Origin of the sequence: Microcoleus sp. AT8-A3, assembly GCF_036705675.1 — a bacterium.
Classification (GTDB): Bacteria; Cyanobacteriota; Cyanobacteriia; order Cyanobacteriales; family Microcoleaceae; genus Microcoleus.
On the sequence record NZ_JAUBVD010000042.1, the window covers coordinates 37544 to 59387 of the forward strand.

Genomic DNA, 21844 nt, shown 5'->3' on the forward strand with positions numbered 1-21844 from the left:
ATTAATCGTTGCCGATCGCAATTTTAATTATCAACTCCGTTCCCTCTCCCGGACGCGAAACACAGTGCAACTTACCGCCGTGCTTTTCTACTACTAAATGCTGGGAGATTGCTAGACCCAAACCAGTGCTCGTGTCTGAACATTTAGTGGTAAACAAAGGGTCAAAGATGCAGTCGAGGACTTCTTCAGTCATGCCAGGGCCGTTGTCACTAATGGCGATCGTAACTTCGTTTTCCCCTACCACGGAAGTCCGAATCCGAATTTCGGGATTGAATATTTCAGATTTCGACTTGGCTGAAGCTAAGTAAGACTGATTTTGAATTTTACCATACTTTTCGGCATTTCTCCCCCCTTCTTCCAAAGCGTCGATCGCATTTGTCAACAAGTGCATGAACACTTGGTTTAAGTGTCCCGCATAGCAGTGAACTCGTGGCAAATCTCCGTACTCTTTAACTAGAGAAATTCCTGGCCGTCCCCCTTTAGCTTGCAGGCGATTTTGCAAAATCAGCACAGTGCTATCCAAACCTTCGTGGATATCAGCCGGCTTCATTTGGGCTTCGTCGGTACGCGAGAACAAGCGGAGCGATCGCACGACATCGCGAATCCTTTCCGAACCGACTTTCATGGAATTTAGCAGTTTTGGCAAGTCTTTTTTGATGAAGTCTAAGTCTAATTCTTCTATCAAATCTTGAATTTCCCGCACGGGATGGGGATAATACTTTTGGTAAAGCTCGATCGTTCGCAGCAGTTCTTGAATGTAGCCAGTGGCGTGGCTGACATTGCCAGAAATAAAACTAACTGGATTGTTAATTTCGTGGGCTATTCCTGCTACCAACTGCCCCAGAGATGACATCTTTTCTGTTTGAATCAGTTGAGTTTGAGTTTGCTGCAAAATTAACAGCGTCTGCTCTAATTTTGCCGCTTGTTGTCGCAGGCGTTCTTCGGATTCTTGCAAAGCTAAAAGAGACTGTTTGCTGTCTGTAATATCCAATCCCACAAATACCGCCGCCGTATTATTATGGTATTTTTGAGCCACTATTAGATAAGTTTTATTTTCTCCTCTGATGCTCGCTGTTACTTCTTGAGATGTTTTCTTTTTATGGTTTGCAAAGAAATCGTATACTAAATCGTTAAATTTGGGACTTGTCTCTAAAAAACCTACTTTTTGACCGAAAAATAGTTCGGCTGGCATTTTGTAAGCGCTAGCTAAATGTCGGTTTACTCCCAAATAACGCAAATCGGAACTTACCCAAGAAACTAATCCCGGCACCGCGTCCAAAACTGCTTGAAGTTGCTCTTTTGCCTCTACGAGCGCTGATTCTGCTGCGAGGCGAGCGGAAATGTCGCGGGCGATCGCGCAGCGGTATTCGCAGCCGCCGTATACTAAATAATTGACTTTAACTTCGACGGAAAAACTGGCGCCGTCTTTGGTTTTGTAACTGGTTTCAAAAGTGAGGTTGTTTTGCTGCTTGAGAAGAGCCCAGTGTTCACGCCAATCCGATGCTGGCAACCGCGAATCGATGTCGCTAACCCTCATGTTTAGCAGTTCCGATTCCGAGTAGCCAAAAAGATGGCAAGCGGCTTTGTTCGCGTAGCAAATTTGACCGTCGGAGGTACTAAAAAAGATTGTATCAGCAGCATTTTCGAGGGCAATTTGAGTTAGTTGCGGTATTGTTTCTAACTGCTTACTTTTGACCTCGGACTGAAATTTATTATAGCAATTGGTTTGAGCGGAAGCCTCACCTACCTTAGATGCAAACAAAATCAAACCGCCGATCGCACCTTCGTTATTTTTCCAAGGTTGAAATACCCATCTTACCGGCTCGCTAACACAGCCGCTTGCGATTTTTCCTGATACAGATGCGATCGATCGCCCTGCCACAAACTCGCTGTATTCCAAAACTCCCCTCAAACAAGCCTGGGCATTTTGCTCCCAATATTCCGGGAGATTCGGGAACAGTTCCCAATGAGATCGGCCGATGGCCTCGCCGTCGCCCAACCCGCAATCTGTTTCCCAGCGACGAGAAACCGACAGATAGCGCATTTCACAATCTACCATTGCCACGGCCTCGGCGGAGCGCTCCACAAACCGCCGAAATCTGTCTTTACTCTCCGACACGGTTGCCTCTGCGGGTTGTTGGGCGATCGGGAAAGTCCCGTCAACGTACCTTCCCAGTCCCTGAATTTTTTGCTGAACTGGCTTAGTTTGCACGGTTTGGGATTTCCTCCATAGCTGTCAAGTTTGAAAAATTCTGTTTGAGACCAAAAATGCTGTTTTTCCCTGATTTGCTCTCTCGGACGATACCCTTAGAGGGTATCACCCATCATTGATATCATTTTTGATGGGGATATGTCTATAGGCATTAGTGTCAATTTAAGAGCAAATCTAGTGCCCGCCTGCTGTTTGACCATTAGGCATAGATCGCGTCGGCGCCGCCGGAATAGTCGGAGGGGACTGGAGTGCTCTGTTTTGTCCCCCGACTATGAGATCGTGTAGCCAGTGCGATCGCCAGATAGCTTGATAATCCAAGATAGCGCTCAAACAAATTTGTGCGTAAATTCACTGGTAAAATCCACTCTCCCTTTCCGTAACATTGCAGGATCTAATCTTTCCGTCGTGTTACAAGTCATCAAAACTACGAGTTTTTGCTGAAATTGAATGCCGTTTTCGTCGATAACGCTTTGATACAAAGTGCCATCCAGCAAACTCAAAATATGTTCGGTTTTGTTAGTGCGTTGTGCTTCTGCAGTCGATCGATCTTGAGCCAAATTATCAGCCTCATTGATAATAATACAAATCCGCTCCAAATAACTCGGTGGCACAAAATTTTCCACAGCATCGTGGTCTAAGATAAAAATCACATAACCCAGCGGCACTAAAATTTCCTTGGCTACCGCTTGCGTCCAAGCAGTTTTGCCTGTTCCCGGTTCGCCACTAACCAAAACAGCCAACTGATTTTGATCCAAAATTGCCTGCTGAACTGTATCAGTAAAACTTTGAACCTCCGCAGAAAACGTGCGAATTGGGAACTGGCTGTGAACCTGTCCGACGCGGCTTTTGTACCCGCCCAGAATCACCGCTAAATTATAAGTTGCCTTGCTAACGAGCGGCGCCATATCTTGGCAAATCAGAGTGTAACAGCGTCTTCCCCTATCGTAGCTGTCAATTTGCAGCCAGCAGCCGAATCGAGCCCAAGAAGCATAAACAGTACCCAAAACTTCCAAGCGTTCCCAGCTAACAAACCGCTCCGGGGGATAAGAAAAATGTCTCTCCATAAAAGACTGGGTAATTGCATCCGGTTTCCCTAGCAAATCCAGAACTTTGAAAACAGTAATTTCTTGGAGTTTGTTGAGAACGTAGTCGATGGGAATGCTAGCGCGGCTGACCAATTGCACCACAGGCGTTTCGGTAACTAAAACATCTTTGTAGCGGTAATCCGGGTAAACTGGCTGCGGAGTAATGTAATCCCAAAATTCATCAATTTCGTAGCGAGTATTTTCCGAAAATACATTTAAAATATTGGCCCACCAAGTATATTGGTGTCTTCCCATTGCGTCGGCAATATCGCTAGCTGCACCTAAAGTTTTTTGAGCTAGTTCTTGGGGGTCGCTAGACGCTAAATGTACCAGGTGTTGCCAATCAAATTGACGGTAAAAAGGTCGCCAACCAGAGCCTAGCAGACCTCTATTTTGAGAATTGTTTTGATGAAAATTGTTTTCGCGATCGCCCATATATTCCGCACTCATTTTGCCAAAGTCCTACTTACTCTTATTTTACATTTTTTGTGGCACACATTCTACAAAAAGAAGGAAAATTATCAAGTTATTTTGAGATAAGCTGGCGGCACAAAATCTACTAACCACACTTTGTTTTCCGAGCAGTAAAATGTATGACCGTCGCGTTGCATTGCTGCGGCATCTACAGTAAAGACGGCCGGGATGCCATGTCTTGCACCTACTTGGCGCGCCGTCGGGATATTCACCGACAAATGAACGTGATGCCGCGACATTTTCCTAATTCCTTGAGTGAGAATAGACTCGACGGCGGTGCTACCTGTTCCGTGATATAAAATATCCGGGGGAACCGCGGGTTCTAACTGCAAGTCAACCTCTACACTGTGTCCTTGGTTGGCACGAATTAGAGTGCCTGTGGAGTCAAATGAAAAGCGCTGCTTGTCGTTTTGCGCGACTACTTTTTTGAGTTCTGCAAGCTGAAGGGTAAAGTTATTTTTTTGGCACGCATCGAGGAGTTCGCTAACAGGAACCCAGCCACCGGGAGCGAGTTCAATGCCGATGCGCGAGGGCGCGTGACGCAGGTGTTTGCTGAGATATCTGCTGATTTTTACTAATCGAGAATCGTTCATAGTTTTACTTTATTTATTGAGCTTTTAAATCACCTTTTACAAAATGTCAATAACGGGTTATCTTGTTGATGGGAGGCGGGTTTGTTGAATCTGTTTGCACTGCCAGAGGGCGTTTGAGTGAACCCGCCTCTACAGGTTTGGGAAAATGATTCCCGGACGTAAAAAATGGTCTCACGCGCGAATTATAGCGGTAAGGTTCAGCCTTAAGCACTTACATAATTAGGTGAGGCGTCCGGGAACCAAAAACTTTTATGGGTGCAGTTTTTTACGCGTTTTATCTTTTGATAATTATCCAAAACTCTGCATTTTGCCGAAGGCCTTCTACCTGGGGACAACTCCGCCAAAAACAGCAAAATTTAGATAGCGCCAGTGACATCCTGCGTCGGCAAAACCAGCTTCTGCAAGCCACTTTGTCTGCTCTTCCACAGAGGAGGGAATATCTTCTTCTCGATATTTTTGAAACCAGGCTGCATCGTCTTCTCCGTTAGCTTTCATGTACTGCCGCCACAACTGTTCGTATTGCTCAGTCAGCCTGGGAGTAGCACCTGTGACAATATCTCGAATTAGCAAGATTCCCCCTGGATTCATCGAGTGGAAAAGTTTGTGAAATAGCTGTTGTTTACCTGCGCTGTCGAGGTGGTGGATTGCCAACCCTGAAACTACCAAATCGTAACCGCTGCCGAAATCATCTTCGGCAAAGTTTCCTTGCTGCAAGGTCAGCCGTTCTCGGAAAGCGGACAAGTTAGTTTGGCAAGTTTTCAGCATATTTTGAGCCATGTCAAAGGCGAGGACTTTTGCTTGAGGAAATGCTGACAAAATCAGAGCCGACAGTATGCCAGTTCCCGCGCCTAAGTCCAGAACTTTTATGTTAGCATTAGTTTCAGAAGGGATTAACTGCAATATTACATCGTGTTGTTCGCGATAGCGCGGAATGAGGCGAGGAGTTAAGCCGTCATAATCAAATGCTTCTTGTTCAAAGTGCTCGCGTACAGCGTCTAAATTCACAGACTATTTTCCTCAAATTGTTAATAGTTGAGTGCGTCAAGGCAGTTTCCCGACTCTCTTCTCTGACGACATATTACATTTGATAATACAAAAAATATACAAACCTGTCAAGATGTTGAAGAAAATAATTTAAAAGAAGTTATGGACGATCGCCCGACAGGGACTTTGTGCGCCCCAACCCGCCCCTGATCGGGGAACTGTCTAGCCCTGCACATATATCTCCTTCTGTGCAGAGGAGGCAGAATGCCACAGACTCGAAAGCCTTCCGAAGACGAGGCTTTGTGCCAGATACTAGGAGTAATTGTGAGAAAAAAGTTGACGGTTATGATACCCGTTTCAAACAAGAATGCAACTGTCGGTGTGTACTCCACACCATAAATTTCTCAGTGATTCCCCCTAGTAGAATATAAAAGATAAAAACGAATGAGCTAGCAGCCGACGATCGCCTAGATCTGAAAAAATCAGTCCTCAGATTGACAAACTTTAGCCAACAATAAACAAAAATTGAGTTGACTCCCGAGTGGATGTGGTACCTGCCAATTTTTCAGGAAGATGAAGAGATACAAAATATTACACCCGTCGGTGCGGGAAAGCAAATTGTGATAATGAATCAGGATGCGAGTAGATTAGGTGTCAGCCGTCAGGGGAAAATAGAAGCAATGGAAATCCAACAACGGAGCAAGGATAAGCCCGATCGCCAGCAACAAAACGCGTCCGATCGGCTAGGTCAATTTTCTACGACAAAAGAACTAGAGTGGTCGCTACAAGAATGTTTAGATTTTAAAAGAGCGATCGACCAATCGGCACTTGCTGTGAGGACTGACGCGCGAGGAATTATCAACTATGTCAGCGATCGAGTTTGCTCAATCTCCAACTATTCGCAAGCCGAACTAATCGGCTGCCACTTCGGCATCCTCCATTCGGAATATAAATCTTCGGAAATAATCAAAAATCTGCTATTAACTGTTGCCAAAGGTGAAGTTTGGCAAGGAGACATTCAGAATAAAGCCAAGAATGGAAGTGATTATTGGGTGTACGCAGCAGTAGTTCCACTGTTGGACTGTAAGGGAAAACCCTGTCAGTATTTGGCGATCGGATTCGACATCACCGATCGCAAAGCCGTGGAAGCAGCCCAAGCCGAAGCCAACCGGGCAAAAGACGAATTTCTGGCGATCGCCTCCCACGAACTGCGATCGCCCCTGAGCGCGATTTTGGGATGGGCGCAGCTAGCTCGATCCCGCAATTTAAACGAAGCCACCACCACCCGCGCTTTGGAAATCATCGAGCGCAACGCCAAATTACAAAACAGGCAAATAGACAATCTCCTCGACCTCTCGCGGTTGCTGCGGGGGAAAGTGTGCCTGAACATCGGCGAAGTTCACCTCCCGTCGATCGTGGAATCTGCGATCGACACCCTCCGTCCCACCGCCGATGCTAAAAACCTCCGCGTAGAAAAACATTTCGACCCCGCCGTCAGCTACGTTTTGGCGGATGCAGAACGCTTGCAGCAAGTAGTCTGGAACCTCCTGGCCAACGCCATCAAATTCACCCCAGAATCCACACCATACCCAGTTCAAGTGCGGATCGAGCCTACTGAGTCGGGCGTGTTGATTCGGGTCAGCGACAGCGGTTGCGGCATCGACCCCAAATTTCTGCCGCACATCTTTGACTACTTCCGCCCTGCAGACAACTTCCAGAACAAGGAACAAAATCGGCTTGGGCTCGGACTCTCAATTGTGCGACAGTTGGTGGAACTGCACGGGGGAAGTGTTTGGGCTTCGAGTCCCGGTCTCGGTCAGGGGGCGACCTTTGATGTGCTGCTACCGGGCGCCAACAAAAATGCACCCGACGATCGCACTGCTGCGATCGCCCAAAGCGAAAGCAGACCCGGATCGGTTTCCAAACCCCTAGCGGGAAAGCAAGTCCTGGTGGTGGAAAGCAGCGCCGAAATCCGGCAATTTCTCAAAACTGGCCTCGAAGCATTTGGAGCCAAGGTAACAGCGGTGGGTAGCGCCGCCGAAGCGATGGCGGAGTTGCAACAGTCGCGCCCCGACGTGTTGGTGAGCGATATGACGGTATCGGGAGCCGACGGCTGCGATTTAATCCGCCGCATCAGAGCCATGGAAATGTCCGAGCACAGGGAACTACTGCCGGCCGTGGCGCTGACGGGAGGGATTGAGGAACAAGATTCGGCCGAAGCGCTGGAGGCGGGGTTTCAGAGGCATTTGTCGAAGCCGGTGGAAGCGAATCAGTTGGTGAGTGCGATCGCCCAATTGGCTGGACTGACTGGATTCGGATCTGGAGAGTGGGGTTCGGGAAATATCCGGGCGGCCACACCCCAGGCCACGCTGCCGGAACCTAACAGTTTTGACGACAAAAATTATCTAGAACAATTAACAAGTGACAGCAGAGAATTACCGCTGTTGCTGGTAGTAGAAGACAACAATTTTCTGCTGGCTTACCTCCAAACTTTATTAACTCCGTACTATCGAGTCGCTGTGGCGAGGGACGGGGTTGAAGGTTTAGAAAAAGCCAAAAGTTTGCAGCCAAATTTGATTGTGAGCGACCAAATCATGCCCCGACAAAACGGACTGGATTTGCTCAAGGAGATTCGGAACACGCCAGAATTGAAATCTACTCCGGTAATCTTTTTGACAGCGCGATCGGGGATGGACGCTCGGATCGAAAGTTTGGATGCGGGTGCTGACGATTACATTTCAAAGCCTTTTGACGAGAGGGAATTGCTGGCGAGGGTGAGAAATTTGTTGCGATCGCACTCAGCCGAACAGCAGTTGGCGGAGCTCAACCGTCAGTTGCAGCAGCAGAAACAGCAGTTAGAAACAGTGAATCGAGCCTTGCAGTATTTGGCAAATTACGACAGTTTGACTGAGGTCAGAAACCGCCACTCTTTTAATGAATACCTTGATACGGAATGGCGGCGTTTGGCGAGGGAAGAAGCACCGCTGTCATTAATTATGTGCGACATTGATTATTTCAAACTTTTCAACGACACTTATGGGCACCAAGCGGGGGATGAATGTTTGCGGCAAGTGGCGACGGTGATCCAGCATTCGGTAAAGCGAGCGGCAGATTTAGTAGCGCGTTACGGTGGAGAAGAATTTGTAGTAGTTTTGCCGAATACCGATATTGAAGGTGCCACTTCCGTAGCTGAAATGATCGCACAACAGGTGCGGGGTTTGCACATAGCTCACGATAAGTCTGCTGTCAGCGAATATGTGACGCTGAGTTTGGGTGTAGCTTGCTGCATTCCGGGGGCGAAATCGCAGCCTGGTGAGCTAATTGCGATGGCCGATGAGTCACTTTATCGGGCGAAAGAAGCAGGGCGCGATCGGGTTTCGGTTGCCACATTTCAAGGATAATATAATAGTTAAATCAACTTGTATGGTGCGTCAGAAATCTATCGTTTCGATTTAAATATCTTTTTTGGGATCGGACACACCATACCAATGTGCTGGCAAACTTTGGTGAATTCAAATTGCTATAAATATAGTTAAAGGAGGTCGTGCCATGACAGCAACCACCGCTTGCACGCCGAAGGAAAACCAGCGGTACAATTGGCCGACGGTGTTTCGATTTATGCCTATCACGGCGTGATTTTACCCGAATGGTAAGGTAGCCTGCACCCGCACCAGTCGCAGTCTAAGGAATGAGAATTAAATAACTTCCACAAGATTGTGGGATGGGCGTCCCACAATAACAATTAAAAGTGTAAGTTATTTAATTCGCGATCCTAAGTGGGTGTTGAAGGAACAGAATGCAGAAATTCGGCGCGGGTTAATTCAGGGAATTACTTACGATCGCATAATTCAAGAATTCGCGGTGACAGAATTAGATAGTTGGCAGGAATACACTTTATTAAGCATCGAGTTTGACGATGATTTTGATCGGGTGAATAATGCAAATCCTGTTTATTTGTTAAAAATGACTTGTCCGAGTACGGGATTCATTCACGCTTTGCGAGTGCCGCCTGATGTGCGATCCTCTTCGAGGGCTTCGCTAACGGCTAAAGAGGCAATTCGCTGGGTAAATTGGGGAATCGATCCAGAGGAGTTTTCCGTGCAAACCTGAGTGATACCAATTGTTAAAAGTCACAGAACCCCGCGCCACAGTTAGGATCAGCCGTTTCCCTACCCGATCGTCTGTACTTCACTCCACTGAAAACCGCTATATTGACAACAGCCTTAACCCATGAAACACCGATAAACGTTCCCGCAGTGTGCCACTTCCAAGGGTGGAATGTACCAACCACCGATCGCCCACAAACGGTTAATAACATCAAGAAGAAGCCCACCCTCGGATCGAAGGTGGGCTCTGTTCATGCCAGCTTACCGACAGCTAGGCAATCGGGTCTCTTCGCTGGTAGACGTAAAATATCGGAAAAAGATCCGAACGTCTGAAAAAACTTCTCGCCCACCATTAAGCTTCAGTTTACCCAACCGGATCGGGAAAATTGCGCCCGCAGCGCTGTTCCCCTGAAATCGGGGAACACTGGGGCTTCAACTTTTCAATAGACTTTTGCAAAAAAAGTAAGTCAAGGGCCTGCAGGATGCCTAAAACCACCTTCCCACAAGAATTAAAATTGTTCGAGAAGTCTCATAATTCTCCTCTTTAACTTTGATTTCCCAACTGATTAGGCATCGTGATCATGTGCAAAACGACGGAACAGGAAATCTAGGGCGTAGTTCCGCAAATTGTAGTATTCCGGATCTTCCATCATTTGAACCCGATCGCGCGGACGCGGAAAAGGAATCTCCAAAACTTCGCCAATTGTCGCCGACGGGCCATTAGTCATCATCACCAGTCGATCTGCCAAAAACAGCGCTTCATCAATATCGTGAGTAATCATCAACACCGTACAGCGGTGATCGTTCCAGATTTTCAGCAACTCTTCTTGCAATTCCTCCTTAGTAATTGCGTCCAGAGCACCAAAAGGTTCGTCTAAAATCAACACTTTCGGGCGAATTGCCAAAGCGCGGGCGATCGAAACCCGCTGCTTCATCCCCCCCGAAATTTGCGGCGGTCTTTTCTGGGCAGCTTCAGTCAACCCCACCATCGCCAAATGCTCGTTGACGATCGCATTTTTTTCCACCTTCGACTTATTCGGAAATACAGCATTAACCGCCAGATAAACATTTTCAAACACCGTCCGCCAAGGCAGCAAAGCGTAACCCTGAAACACCACCATGCGATCGGGGCCCGGCTTCTCAATTTTTTGCCCGCTAATTCTGACGCTGCCTTGAGTCGGATGGCTAAAACCCGACACCATATTCAACAGCGTTGACTTGCCACAACCCGAGTGTCCGATCAGCGTAATAAACTCTCCCTCAGCTACAGTCAAGTTAACGTTTTCTAAAGCCTTGTAACCATTTGGGTATGATTTGTGAACATTTTCCATCACCAAAAAAGGCTTCCGGCGATCTTTCTTAGACTTGATTTGGGTTTTGGTATTCGTCTGGTTTGTAGTGGTGTTGAGCATAATTTGGGAACTTGTTAGTGGGTTATTGGCAATTGCGAATAATGGAATTTTGAACGGTGAGTTGCGATTTGAGACTACTTAAATCCTCTGTTTTTCTCGTTTGTATTGAAGTCTCCTTTCCCCTAAATCCCCCTGGTTGTTGGGGAGTAGGGGTTGACTTTGAACTCTCTTTTTCCCCTTTTTTAGGGAGACTTTGAACTCTCTTGTTCCCCCCTTGTTAAGGGGGGTTAGGGGGGATCTTCGGGTTTAAAAATATCCCCTAGAGAGAATCGAGTTGCTCATCGTCAGACGCAACTCTAAGCAACTCTACGGTCGGAATCAAGTACAACTTCCGCCATCGTGAAATCGCGTTTAATCGCCAGACTGTTGAGATAGCCGATCGGATCGTCAGCATTAAACACCGAGCCGTCAAACAAGCTGAGAGAACCGCGAGTGTAAGTAATATCAGCCATCCCCAGCTCTCGCGCCGCCGTGCTGAACGCACCGACTCGCACCACCCGCTCCAGAATTTCCACCCAGTTGCGCGGGAACACAGTATCGCCCCAGCGCGCCATCTGCACCATGTGCCAGAGTTGTTCGGTGCGGCTTGGGCGATTCACCCCCTCTCCAGAAAACAAGTGGTGGGCGTATTCCCGCATCGGAGTATCGAGGTTGCAAGCAGAAGATTTGGGGTCGCCGAGTTGGATGTAACTCTTATCAGTAGCGACGTACTCCCTTCCCGCGACAATTTCCGAAACCTCGGCGGCGCGACTTGGATCGGCGCAATAGTTGCAAGCTTCGAGCAAAGCTTTGACTAGAGCAATGTGAGTGTTGGGATAAGCATTTGCCCAGTCTTCCCGCACCCCCAAAATTTTTCCCGGATGCCCCGGCCACAGTTCCAAATCTGTCGCCACCGTAAAGCCGACTCCTTCCATCGAGGCCCGCAAGTTCCAAGGTTCGCCGACACAGAAACCGTCAATAGTGCCGCCCTGCAAGTCAACGATCATTTGGGCTGGTGGGATATTTGTCAGCAACACATCGTGATCCGGGTCAATCCCGCCGGAAGCCAGCCAGTAACGCAGCAACAGGTTGTGCATCGAAGAAGGGTGAACGATGCCCATGCGGTGCGTTTGCGCTGGCGTTCTCTGGAGCATTTTTTTAAAGTCTGCCAGAGTGTAGATTCCTTGGTCGTAAAAGCGCCTCGCCAGGGTAATTCCGTTGCCATTGCGGCTCATGGTGAGGGCTGTAACCGTTGGAATCGGCTGCTCTTGGTGGCCCCCCAAGCTCAACCACATCGCCATCCCAGAGGGCATTTGGGCTGCGTCTAAGTAACCTGCGGCGATGCCGTCTACGATGCCGCGCCAGCTTGTTTCCCGCACGAGGTGGACTTCATCGAGGCCGTGCTTGGCAAAAAAGCCTTTTTCTTTGGCGACAGCTAGGGGAGCACAGGCTGCGAGGGGAATAAAGCCGAGTTCGAGGTTGACTTTTTCCAGGCCGTGGCGGGCGATCGCGGGTACTTTCCGCGCCCGCAGTTTTTTGACGCGCTTCTGCTGGTTGAGGAAGTAAATCATTTCGCTACGTAGAGCGTAGTAGCTGGGGTGTGAGACTACTTCCATCCGCTTGCGGGGGCGGGGGATGTCTACTTCGAGAATGCCGCCAATCTTCGATTCTGGGCCGTTGGTGAGCATGACGATGCGATCGCTCAGCAAGACTGCCTCATCCACATCGTGCGTTACCATCAGGGCGCTGATTTCGTACTCTTGGCAAATTTCCATCAACTTTTCTTGCAAGTTGCCGCGAGTCAAAGCATCCAAAGCGCCGAAGGGTTCGTCTAGAAGTAACAGTTTGGGGCGCAGGGCCAGAGCACGGGCGATCGCCACGCGCTGTTTTTGTCCCCCTGATAGCAATGCAGGTTGTTTTTCGGCGTGGGGAGTTAAGCCCACCATGTCGATGTGTTTTTGAATGATTTCGAGGCGTTCGGCTTTGGGTAAGCCGCTCATCACCGAGTCTACAGCTAGGGTAATGTTTTCTCTGACCGTCCGCCAAGGTAGCAGGGAATAGTTTTGGAATACTACCATGCGATCGGGGCCTGGCTGGGTGATTCTTTGTCCTTCAATTGTCACCAATCCTTCTGTCGGCAAATCCAAACCTGCCACCATATTTAGCAGCGTAGATTTGCCGCAGCCGGAGTGTCCGATTAAGGAGATAAATTCGCCTTTTTCAATTTCCAGATCGATGCCTTTGAGAGCAACGTATGTGCCGCCGTCTGATAAATTAAATACTTTTTCCAGTTGTTCTATTTCAATCAAAATAGACATGATTTTCTTGCCTTTTTTGTAGGTTTCTTATTTCGCTAGCTGCCCGTTTTTCTTGATTAGCAGCTAGCTTTAACTGTCGCTTGTTGGAGATTTCGTAACCCTGTGTAGATTGCAGTTTCCTGAAATATAAATATCGAGTTTTGAACTCAAATCTTTCAACTCAAAACTCAAAATTATTTAGCGAGTTACTTGCACAACTATTTTCCTTGAGGGGGAGCAATTTTTTGCTGCAACCAAGCCATCATGCGATCGAGCAGCAAACCAACAGCCCCGATGTAGACTACAGCTAACAAAATTTCGCTGATGTAGTTTTGCTGGTAAGCGTTCCAAATAAAGAAGCCGATACCTGTAATCCCGGACATCACAATTTCCGCAGCGATAATTGCCAGCCAAGCCAAACCGATCGCAATTCTCAATCCTGTGAAGATGTAAGGAAGTGCCGACGGAAACAAGATATTGAGGTAATACTCTTTCCGAGTAAGTTGCAGCACTTTCGCAACGTTGTTATAGTCGTCGGGAATTTGGCGCACACCTTCAGCCGTGTTGATCAAAATCGGCCAAACTGAAGTGATAAAAATCACGAACAAAGCAGCAGGTTCGTTTTGTTGCAGTGCAGCCAGGGCGATCGGCACCCAAGCCAAAGGAGCCACCATCCGCAAAAACTGAAAAAGCGGATCTAAAGCCTTATTTAGAAAAGGATTTGTACCTACCACAACCCCCATGCCAATTCCCACAGCCGCGGCGAGAGTATAGCCTTTTGCCACCCGTTCCAAACTAGCTAAAGTTTGCCAAAATAGTCCGACTCCGTAGGTTTTGGAGTTCATGAAAGGATACATCAGCAAAATCCGCGTCCGTTCATCTGTCCAAACGCTTGTCGGCCCCGGCAATTTAATAATTCCAGAACTTGACAGGAATTGCCAAACAAACAGAAATCCAATTACCCCCAAGATTGGCGGCAATATATTCGGGGAATTCTTCTTCCAAAACTCGCCCAGCGCCGCTTGCGGAGCGGCTCCACCTCTCCGACTTGTACTTACAGCCATCCTGCTTATCTCCTCTGTTTCTGCGGTGTTTTCTTTCGAGAGTAAATTTTCGAGGCTAAATTATGGGAAGCTTTTACCCATCACACTTTTTTAATCGCCAAACTGCTCAGATAAGCTTCGGGCTGATCCGGGTTGAATTCTTTGCCGTCAAAGAACTTCTCAATACCGCGAGACGTACTTTTCGGAATATCAGCATCAGCAACTCCGGCTAATTTGGCTGCTGCTTTCCACAAATCTTCGCGGTTGACTTTATCGATGAGTGTCTTTTTGTCTGCCAAGGTTTTTGTTGGCAAGAAACCCCAGCGAACGCTTTCGGTTAAGAACCACAAATCGTGGCTCTTGTAGGGATAAGAAACGTTGCCGACACCATCGTTCCAGTATAGGGGGCTGCTCTTGAAGTCGTTGATGTCGGGTTTGCCGTCGCCCATGACATACTTGCCTTCATAGGGAGGAGTCAAAACAGCCGGAGATACGTCAAAGAAGTTTTTGCCCGAAACAATGGCAACTAATTCGGCGCGATTTTCTGGCTTGTCGCACCACTGTTGCGCTTCGATGATTGCTGCTATCACGGCTTCTGTGGCTTTCGGGTGTTTGTCCACCCAGTCGCCGCGAATGGCTAAATATTCCTCTGGATGTGCTTTCCAGATTTCGCCAGTCAGGGCTGACATGAAGCCGATGTTTTCTTTGACAATCCGCAAAGGCCAGGGATCGCCGGTGCTGAAAGCGTCCATGCTTCCGGTTTTCATGTTTGCCACGGTTTGGGCAGCCGGTACTGTTAGCAAGCTGACATCTGTATCGGGATTGATGCCGTTAGCTGCCAGCCAGTAGCGAATCCACAAGTCTTGGTTGGCTTTGGGGAAGGTGTAGGCTGCTTTGAAGGGGGTGCCTGCTTGCGCCAAACCTTTGATGTAGTCTTGGGCTGCTTGGTCTAGTTTGAGTCCGAGCCCTTTGCCTTGGTGTTTGCCCGCGATCGCAATTCCATTTCCGTGAGTGTTCAACTGGGCTAGAACATACATCGGGATTTGGACGCTGTTTTTGGTGATCAGGCCTTGACTAATTTGATAAGGCATCGGCATTTGCCACTGGCCGCCGTCTATGCCGCCGCCGGCCGATCCGATTTCTACGTTATCTCTGGCCGAACCCCAGTTGGCTTGCTTGGCAACTGTCACCTCAGTCATGCCGTATTTGGCAAAAAAGCCTTTTTCTTGGGCAATGATTAAAGGTGCTGCTTCGACGATCGGGATGTATCCCAATGCGATTTTAGTGCTTTCAATTCCTTCTACTCTTTTCTCGTTGGCCACAGCAACTGCTGATGTTGCCACCGGCACTGCCCCGCCACCAGCAGTGGCTCCACCACCGCCAGCACTAGCACCCGGTTCGGGAGGATTTCCCAAACAGCCTTTGAGCAGTATTGAACTGACTGCAGATGCACCTGCTGTAACGATAAATTTACGCCGAGAAAGCGCAGAAAATTCATCTGAAAATCTTGTCATAGTCTAGCCTCGCTGCAATTCATAATCTTCTGTAACAACATTCACTGAAGTTTATCAAGGCGCTTTTTTTCTGTTCGCTAATGGAATTTAGCGAACTGTTTTGAGCGATCCTTGGCAGGAGGGAGAAAAAGATTTATCGCTAGTATAAGTCTTTAAACTATCCCTGCTGATTTGACTTGTTTGATTAATATCGATATTTCGATCGGCCCAGTTGTGTGAGGTGGCAAAAAGCGAGCAGCACATTTTCTTGGCTTCATTATTAGCTGACCGTACTCTTCCGGAAATTGTAAAACAATTATTAAATTTGATTGATAAGTAAAACTTTTCTAGTAATGGTATCGATAAGGAAGGGTTGGGAAGGGCGATCGGGTTTGCTTATCAAAACTGGTTCAAACCAAGGCTTCCAGGGTAAAGGTTGTAGCGAAGGGCGATCGGGCAGCCTTCAACTGTATTGTCAATAAGTTGCAAACATCGCAGCCACCGCACATTTACTTTGTTAATATACGTCTATATTTTTTTTAGAAAATTGTAGTTTATTATACAGAAATAATAAACTTTTTAGGATTCGGCTGTTTTAAAAGGCTTAACTGGTTTTCATTGGACTAAAATTGGCGCTTAATCGTAAGTGATTTACCGGATAGGATATGACGTGCGCTTTCAGGTTCGATTTCTGTAATACCGAGAAACCGGGTTTCTTCAAGAAACCCGGTTTCTAAGCACCCGAAATTACTAATCGATCGCAGTACCTACAAGTTCGATTAGTTGGGCGGGTCAAAGCGGTTGACGGAGAGAGCAACACCGATCATCGGCAGAGCGACACCGAAGCAAATCAGCCACTGATCCAGATTCATCGGAGCCGTCTCAAATATGCTATTGACAAATGGAGAATTAGCAAAGATGATCTGCAAAATCACCGCCACGACAATTCCCACACCGAGGGCGGGAGCACCGCTAACTTCTTCCTTAGATCCGCTAAATTTAGCCATCAAAGAAGGCAACAACTGGCTGAGGCTCAACAGGTAAAAAATTCTCCCCATTACCAAGGCTTGAATCGCCATCGTGCGGGCGAGTTGGATCGTTCCCCACTCGGCTTGGCGCACCCATTCAAACATTCCGAAAATCAAAGTCCAGTTGTAAAGAGAAATAGCGATAATTCGCTTGATTCGATTTGGAGTCAGCAAAGGTTCGTTTGCCGATCGCGGTTGTTGTTTCATCACTCCCGGTGACTTGGGCTCGAAAGCAAGCGGCACAGTCATCGTAATTGAGTTGAGCATATTCAACCAGAGAATTTGTAGCGACAAAATCGGCAATTCTCGACCGAGGAGGGTGCTGAGCAAAATTGTCATCGATTCTCCGCCGTTGACTGGGAGAATGAAGCTGATTGCTTTGAGCAGATTTTTGTAAACCGATCGCCCTTCTTCGACAGCAGATTCGATCGACGCAAAGTTATCATCGGTAAGAATCATGTCGGCGGCTTCTTTAGAAACCTCCGTACCGCTGCCCATCGCAATCCCGATATCCGCTTGTTTCAGCGCCGGCGCGTCGTTAACGCCGTCTCCCGTCATCGCCACAATTTCGCCTTGATTTTGCAAAGCTTCTACGAGGCGGAGTTTTTGTTCTGGGGCGACGCGGGCAAAAACTGAGCCGGCTTCTACGGCTTCGCCGAGTTCCTGCTTGCTCATGGAGGCGAGCTCGGCGCCGGTGTAGGCTACAAGTTCTCTGTGGTGTTTAGTTTTGCGGAATCCCATGCGGCGGGCGATCGCCTTGGCTGTAGCTATGTGGTCGCCGGTAATCATTTTGACTTGGATGCCGGCGGTTTGACAAGCTTGGACGGCTGCGATCGCTTCTGCCCGCGGCGGGTCAATCATGCCTTGCAGTCCCAAGAAAACCAGCCCTGACTCCAAATCCGAGTGATCGACGGAATTTTGGCTTTGGGGTACTGGCTTTTTCGCTAAAGCCAAGACGCGCAAGCCTTGATGCGCCATTTCATCGACTTGGTGGTGGATTTGTTCGCGATCGACTTCTACCGGATTTCCTTGAGTGTCGAGACTGGAAGCGCAGCGGCCGAGAATTGATTCTACGGAACCTTTGACGTACAAAATTTTGCCACTGGGAGTTCGGTGCAGCGTCGCCATGTATTGAAACTGAGATTCAAAGGGAATTGAATCCAGCCGCTGCATTGATTTGGACAAAGCTTGCTGACTCAATTCGGCTTTTTTGCCCGCAGCAATTAACGCTCCTTCTGTCGGATCTCCGACGACTATCCAATTATCGTCTTTGAATTCCAACTGAGAGTCGTTGCAAAGGAGTCCAGCTTGCAAACATTCTTGCAAAGTTGGAGCTTGGCTGACAGTAATTGGCAGTTGGTTGAGTTGAATTTCACCTTCGGGGCTGTATCCCGTACCCGTAACTGAGTAGGATGCGCCGCCAGAATAGATTTCTTGCACCGTCATTTGGTTTTCCGTCAAAGTTCCGGTTTTGTCGGAACAGATGACTGTAGCGCCGCCTAGGGTCTCTACAGCGGGCAATTTGCGGACGATCGCGTGGCGATTTGCCATCCGGGAAACGCCTACGGCTAGGGTGACGGTGATGACGGCGGGTAAGCCTTCGGGAATTGCGCCGACAATCAGGGCGACTGCGGGTTCGACTGCTTCTTTAAAGGCTGAAACTCCCTCTGGGACAGGTCTGCCCAATCTGACGGCGAAGGTCAAGGTTGCCATTCCCAACACGAATAACAGCCAGTTTTGACTGAATTGGTTGAATTTGCGGGTTAAGGGGGTGGTGAGGTCGATGTGCCGATCTAATAGTTGGGAGATTTTGCCGGTTTCGGTTTTATTGGCGATCGCAATTACGATGCCGCTACCTTGGCCAAAAGTGACAAAACTGCCGGCATAGGCCATGTTATCCCGTTCTGCTAGTGGCGTTTCTTTTGGCAGAACTATGTCTCCAGATTGTCCTAATTCTTTTTCGACAGCAACTGATTCCCCGGTGAGTCCCGATTCGTCGATTTGCAAGTCGCGGACTTTCACTAAGCGCAAGTCTGCCGGTACTTTGTCGCCGGAAGTCAGGGTTACTAAGTCGCCAACAACGAGTTCTTTGGAGGGAATTTTTAATTTTTTGCCGCCCCGAATAACTGTGGCTTCAGTGGTGACAGCTTGGGCGAGGGCTTCAATTTTTTTCTCGGCTCCAGCTTCTTGGATGAAACTAATAGTAGCGTTTGTGGTTGTTACGCCCCAAATTACGCTAGCGTTTAGCCATTCTCCGATCACTGCTTTGATTAAACCTGCACTCAGCAAGATGATCAGGAGGGGTTGGTTAAATTGCAGGATAAATTTTAACCAGGCTGGTTTCCCTGCTTTAACTGTTAGTTCGTTGGGCCCGAATTTCTGTTGGCGATGGTTGGCTTCTGTCGGTTCTAAACCGCTTTCCAGGTTGGTTTCTAAGATAGTTGCAACCTTGGATATTTCTAGGTAGTGCCAATATTGCTCTGCTACGTCTACATCGTTGGCGGATCTTGATGGCATTATTCTTCCTGAATATTGGGGGTGTGTGAGGAGCTTCGATCGCTCTTTAATAGGCACGCTAAATACAACTCAGCGCTCGTTGGAGCGTGAATATATTGAGCGGCTTAATTGTTTGTTGATTACTTTAACGGGCTGTGACTTACATCTATATTACAACGGATGTGGCCGTTTGTGGCAAGAGATGTGGGGAATTTTTTTCGGTGCTAAATCTGGTTTGGGACTTGGTGGCTAAGGTGGGGAAAAGTCGATCGAATCCCTTGACATTTTGCAAGTTTTAGGTGTGGTTGAAGAAAGGGAGGACACGGAAGTCACGGATAGACGGATTCATTATTGAACACGAGTCAGGAGTTATCGATCGCAGAAATGTTACAACCTAGTTAAGCAACAAAATTTTGAGTTCATGGAAATAGTAGTGACGCTGGTGCTGGGTTCAGTGCTGTTTGTCTGGGGAATGCGGTTCGGGCGGGTGTTAGTTCGATCGGGAGTGACGGCTAACGACTTGTTTAAGGGCAGAAATTCGATCGCCCTGCTGTTTTTGGGTTTTTATATTGCCTTGCTGCTACTGGCTCTAAATATGCCTCAAATGCCTGTTTTGCCGATCGAGTGGCGCTTTCACGGGATGCGAGTTACTTGGACTTTGCTCAGAGTGATGCTGATGGGAGTCTGCGGTATTGGGTTTAGTATAAGTTGGTTGACAGCGCGATCGCAAGTAATCGCAGTAATTTTAATTGGCTTGTTGGGATTGGGAGGATTTACAGGCGCTGAAAACTATTTTCTGGCGCCAATTTACGCTGATTTAATAGATAATTTGCGGCCAAACGGTGTATTTCGGCAAACATCTAACAGCAGTTGCGCGCCGGCGGCGCTAGCAACAGTGTTAAGGCGTTGGGGGATGGATGCGACGGAATCGAGTGTAGCTAGAGAGGCCGGCACGAGTCGCTTGGGAACTTCCATGCCACAGTTAATTATAGCAGCAAGAGCTTTGGGCGTAAATGCGATCGAACTAACGCCAACTTGGGAGCAAATTCAGCAAATTAATCGCCCCGGAGTGCTAGCAGTTTGGCTATTTGACGGCCCTCGGAAGCTACCCCACGCGGTCGCTTTGCTGGGAATGAATGACCGTGTAGCTGTCATTGGAGACCCGGCGCGGGGCAGGATTTTCTATTTAGATAGGGCAACTTTTGCCAAAGTTTGGCGCGATCAATACGTGCCGATTTTCCGGTCTGCTGATATCTTGTTAAGCAATCAGCAAGCTATTGACTATTTGAGTAAATTAGGATATAATGGCGGCAATTTAAAAGCAGATATCGAGCGCTTTCAAAAAGACAAAAAATTGCAAGTCAGCGGCAACTTAGACCGGATGACTGAGTTAATGTTGAGCGGCAGTTTTTTGGAAGAAGTCCCCAGATTGGATGGGAAATAGTTATTAAGGAATGAGAATTAAATAACTTCCACAATAACAATTAAAATTGTAAGTTATTTAATTAGCGATCCTAAAAATCATCAAGCGCCGAGGCACTCTTGACCAACAGAAAATAGGAATCATGCGGTTTTTTTTCAAACAATCTTTGAGTCATATTATGTTCGGTATATTACCCCTAATACCGTAGGGGTTCCCCTCACGGAAAATATCTGCTAATAATTGACAATCTCAAAAACCCGCCCTTTTAATCGCTCGATCGCACATGATATCATCCGTTCCTAGCGATCGCAAATATTCGATCGCCCCAGCAGATAATCGGCGATCGCACATTGGTAGCGTGGCTGCATGAAATTACCGTAAGCGTAGGCAGTTGCATCTAATTCCTGCTATATTTTTACGGTCGATCGCACCTTGGTCACGCCTCACCGTTTTTGACAGTTGGGAACAGTTGAATCCCTCATTTTAGGCTCAGACAGCTTGACTTCCCATCCAGGTAAATTCCACCAATTAACTCGCTGATTCGGCTGAATCCAAAAGTTTAGTTGTGTAATCTTACCATCCTCAAATCTGAGTGTGGGAAAGGTAGGATAACTGGTATCATCGGTTTCGCGATAAGTGCGTCCCAGGTAATTTAGGCACGTCGTTAATCCCTCATTAATTCCCAATTCTTCCACTCCCGTTCCCTTCAATTTGGCATCATCGTAAGTGAAAGAACCGTTGAATGTATTGCCCGCTAACCCGCCTTTGGTAACAGCGATCGTGAAATCGTAGGTGACGGGAACTGCGTCGGCTTGGGTTGCAGTTACAACTGTGCTCAGAAGAGTCGTGGCGATGGCTACAGAGAGTTTTAAAATTGCTCGCACACTCGCATCCCGAAACAGAACAACACTATAAATTCCGCTTTCAGCCATCGGGAAACTCCTTGATTAAACTTATATAGTCAGTGTGCATTTTGGATATGATATCATAAGCTATCAGTTACAGCATATTCCATGTAGATGTAGAGGGCGAGAAACCGGGTTTCGAGCAACAGAATCAGTAAGGATGGGAGAACTGTAAAGAAACCCGGTTTCTGGGGTATACTTCATCAACCTGGAATACGCTGTAAATGCGATCGCAGCGGGAGCATCCCGATTTTGTAAAAGTGCTATCCAGAGAGGATAATAGGTAGAGCGTCAACGGAAGCGTGAACTGCATT

12 protein-coding genes and 1 pseudogene are annotated in these 21844 nt (G+C 47.7%); 3 read left to right on the forward strand and 10 right to left on the reverse strand.

Annotation, left to right across the window (positions count from 1 at the left end; all coding sequences use genetic code 11):
• Nucleotide 1 precedes the first annotated feature (1 nt).
• The 4 genes from QUB51_RS21685 to QUB51_RS21700 all read right to left on the reverse strand — a co-directional run bounded on the left by QUB51_RS21685 (nt 2) and on the right by QUB51_RS21700 (nt 5369).
• Nucleotides 2–2212, reverse strand: coding sequence for a PAS domain S-box protein (locus tag QUB51_RS21685; protein ID WP_333055913.1), 2211 nt, complete (start codon nt 2210–2212; stop codon nt 2–4).
• 326 nt (nt 2213–2538) lie between these two features.
• Nucleotides 2539–3747, reverse strand: coding sequence for an AAA family ATPase (locus tag QUB51_RS21690; RefSeq protein WP_333263252.1), 1209 nt, complete (start codon nt 3745–3747; stop codon nt 2539–2541).
• Between the two features lie 71 nt (nt 3748–3818).
• Nucleotides 3819–4364: an RNA 2'-phosphotransferase gene (locus tag QUB51_RS21695; protein ID WP_333208122.1), complete on the reverse strand. Its 546-nt coding sequence runs from the start codon at nt 4362–4364 to the stop codon at nt 3819–3821.
• A 321-nt stretch (nt 4365–4685) separates the two neighbouring features.
• Entirely contained in the window at nt 4686–5369 is a 684-nt protein-coding gene (locus QUB51_RS21700; protein WP_333263249.1) for a methyltransferase domain-containing protein, read from the reverse strand.
• Between the two features lie 524 nt (nt 5370–5893).
• Here QUB51_RS21700 and QUB51_RS21705 point away from each other — a divergent pair.
• Both QUB51_RS21705 and QUB51_RS21710 read left to right on the forward strand, forming a co-directional pair.
• On the forward strand, nt 5894–8749 hold the full coding sequence (locus tag QUB51_RS21705) for a diguanylate cyclase (protein ID WP_333263246.1): 2856 nt from the start codon (nt 5894–5896) through the stop codon (nt 8747–8749).
• Between the two features lie 150 nt (nt 8750–8899).
• A pseudogene (locus QUB51_RS21710) lies at nt 8900–9458 on the forward strand (hypothetical protein); the annotation flags it as partial.
• 562 nt (nt 9459–10020) lie between these two features.
• Here the strand turns inward: QUB51_RS21710 and QUB51_RS21715 are convergent.
• The 5 genes from QUB51_RS21715 to QUB51_RS21735 form a co-directional block, all read right to left on the reverse strand.
• Nucleotides 10021–10866: a nitrate ABC transporter ATP-binding protein gene (locus QUB51_RS21715; RefSeq protein WP_333231198.1), complete on the reverse strand. Its 846-nt coding sequence runs from the start codon at nt 10864–10866 to the stop codon at nt 10021–10023.
• A 296-nt stretch (nt 10867–11162) separates the two neighbouring features.
• Nucleotides 11163–13163, reverse strand: a complete 2001-nt coding sequence (locus QUB51_RS21720) for a nitrate ABC transporter ATP-binding protein (RefSeq protein WP_333231200.1) — start codon at nt 13161–13163, stop codon at nt 11163–11165.
• A 197-nt stretch (nt 13164–13360) separates the two neighbouring features.
• Nucleotides 13361–14206, reverse strand: a complete 846-nt coding sequence (gene ntrB, locus QUB51_RS21725; RefSeq protein WP_333055906.1) for a nitrate ABC transporter permease — start codon at nt 14204–14206, stop codon at nt 13361–13363.
• 80 nt (nt 14207–14286) lie between these two features.
• Complete coding sequence (locus QUB51_RS21730; protein WP_333263242.1) at nt 14287–15699, reverse strand: CmpA/NrtA family ABC transporter substrate-binding protein; 1413 nt, start codon at nt 15697–15699, stop codon at nt 14287–14289.
• A 758-nt stretch (nt 15700–16457) separates the two neighbouring features.
• Nucleotides 16458–19223, reverse strand: a complete 2766-nt coding sequence (locus tag QUB51_RS21735; protein ID WP_333263239.1) for an HAD-IC family P-type ATPase — start codon at nt 19221–19223, stop codon at nt 16458–16460.
• A 400-nt stretch (nt 19224–19623) separates the two neighbouring features.
• Between QUB51_RS21735 and QUB51_RS21740 the strand changes: the two genes are divergently transcribed.
• Entirely contained in the window at nt 19624–20646 is a 1023-nt protein-coding gene (locus tag QUB51_RS21740) for a cysteine peptidase family C39 domain-containing protein (protein WP_333231209.1), read from the forward strand.
• Between the two features lie 422 nt (nt 20647–21068).
• On the opposite strand, the gene QUB51_RS21745 is transcribed toward QUB51_RS21740, so the two are convergent.
• Nucleotides 21069–21557, reverse strand: a complete 489-nt coding sequence (locus tag QUB51_RS21745) for a hypothetical protein (RefSeq protein WP_333055902.1) — start codon at nt 21555–21557, stop codon at nt 21069–21071.
• Nucleotides 21558–21844 lie beyond the last annotated feature (287 nt).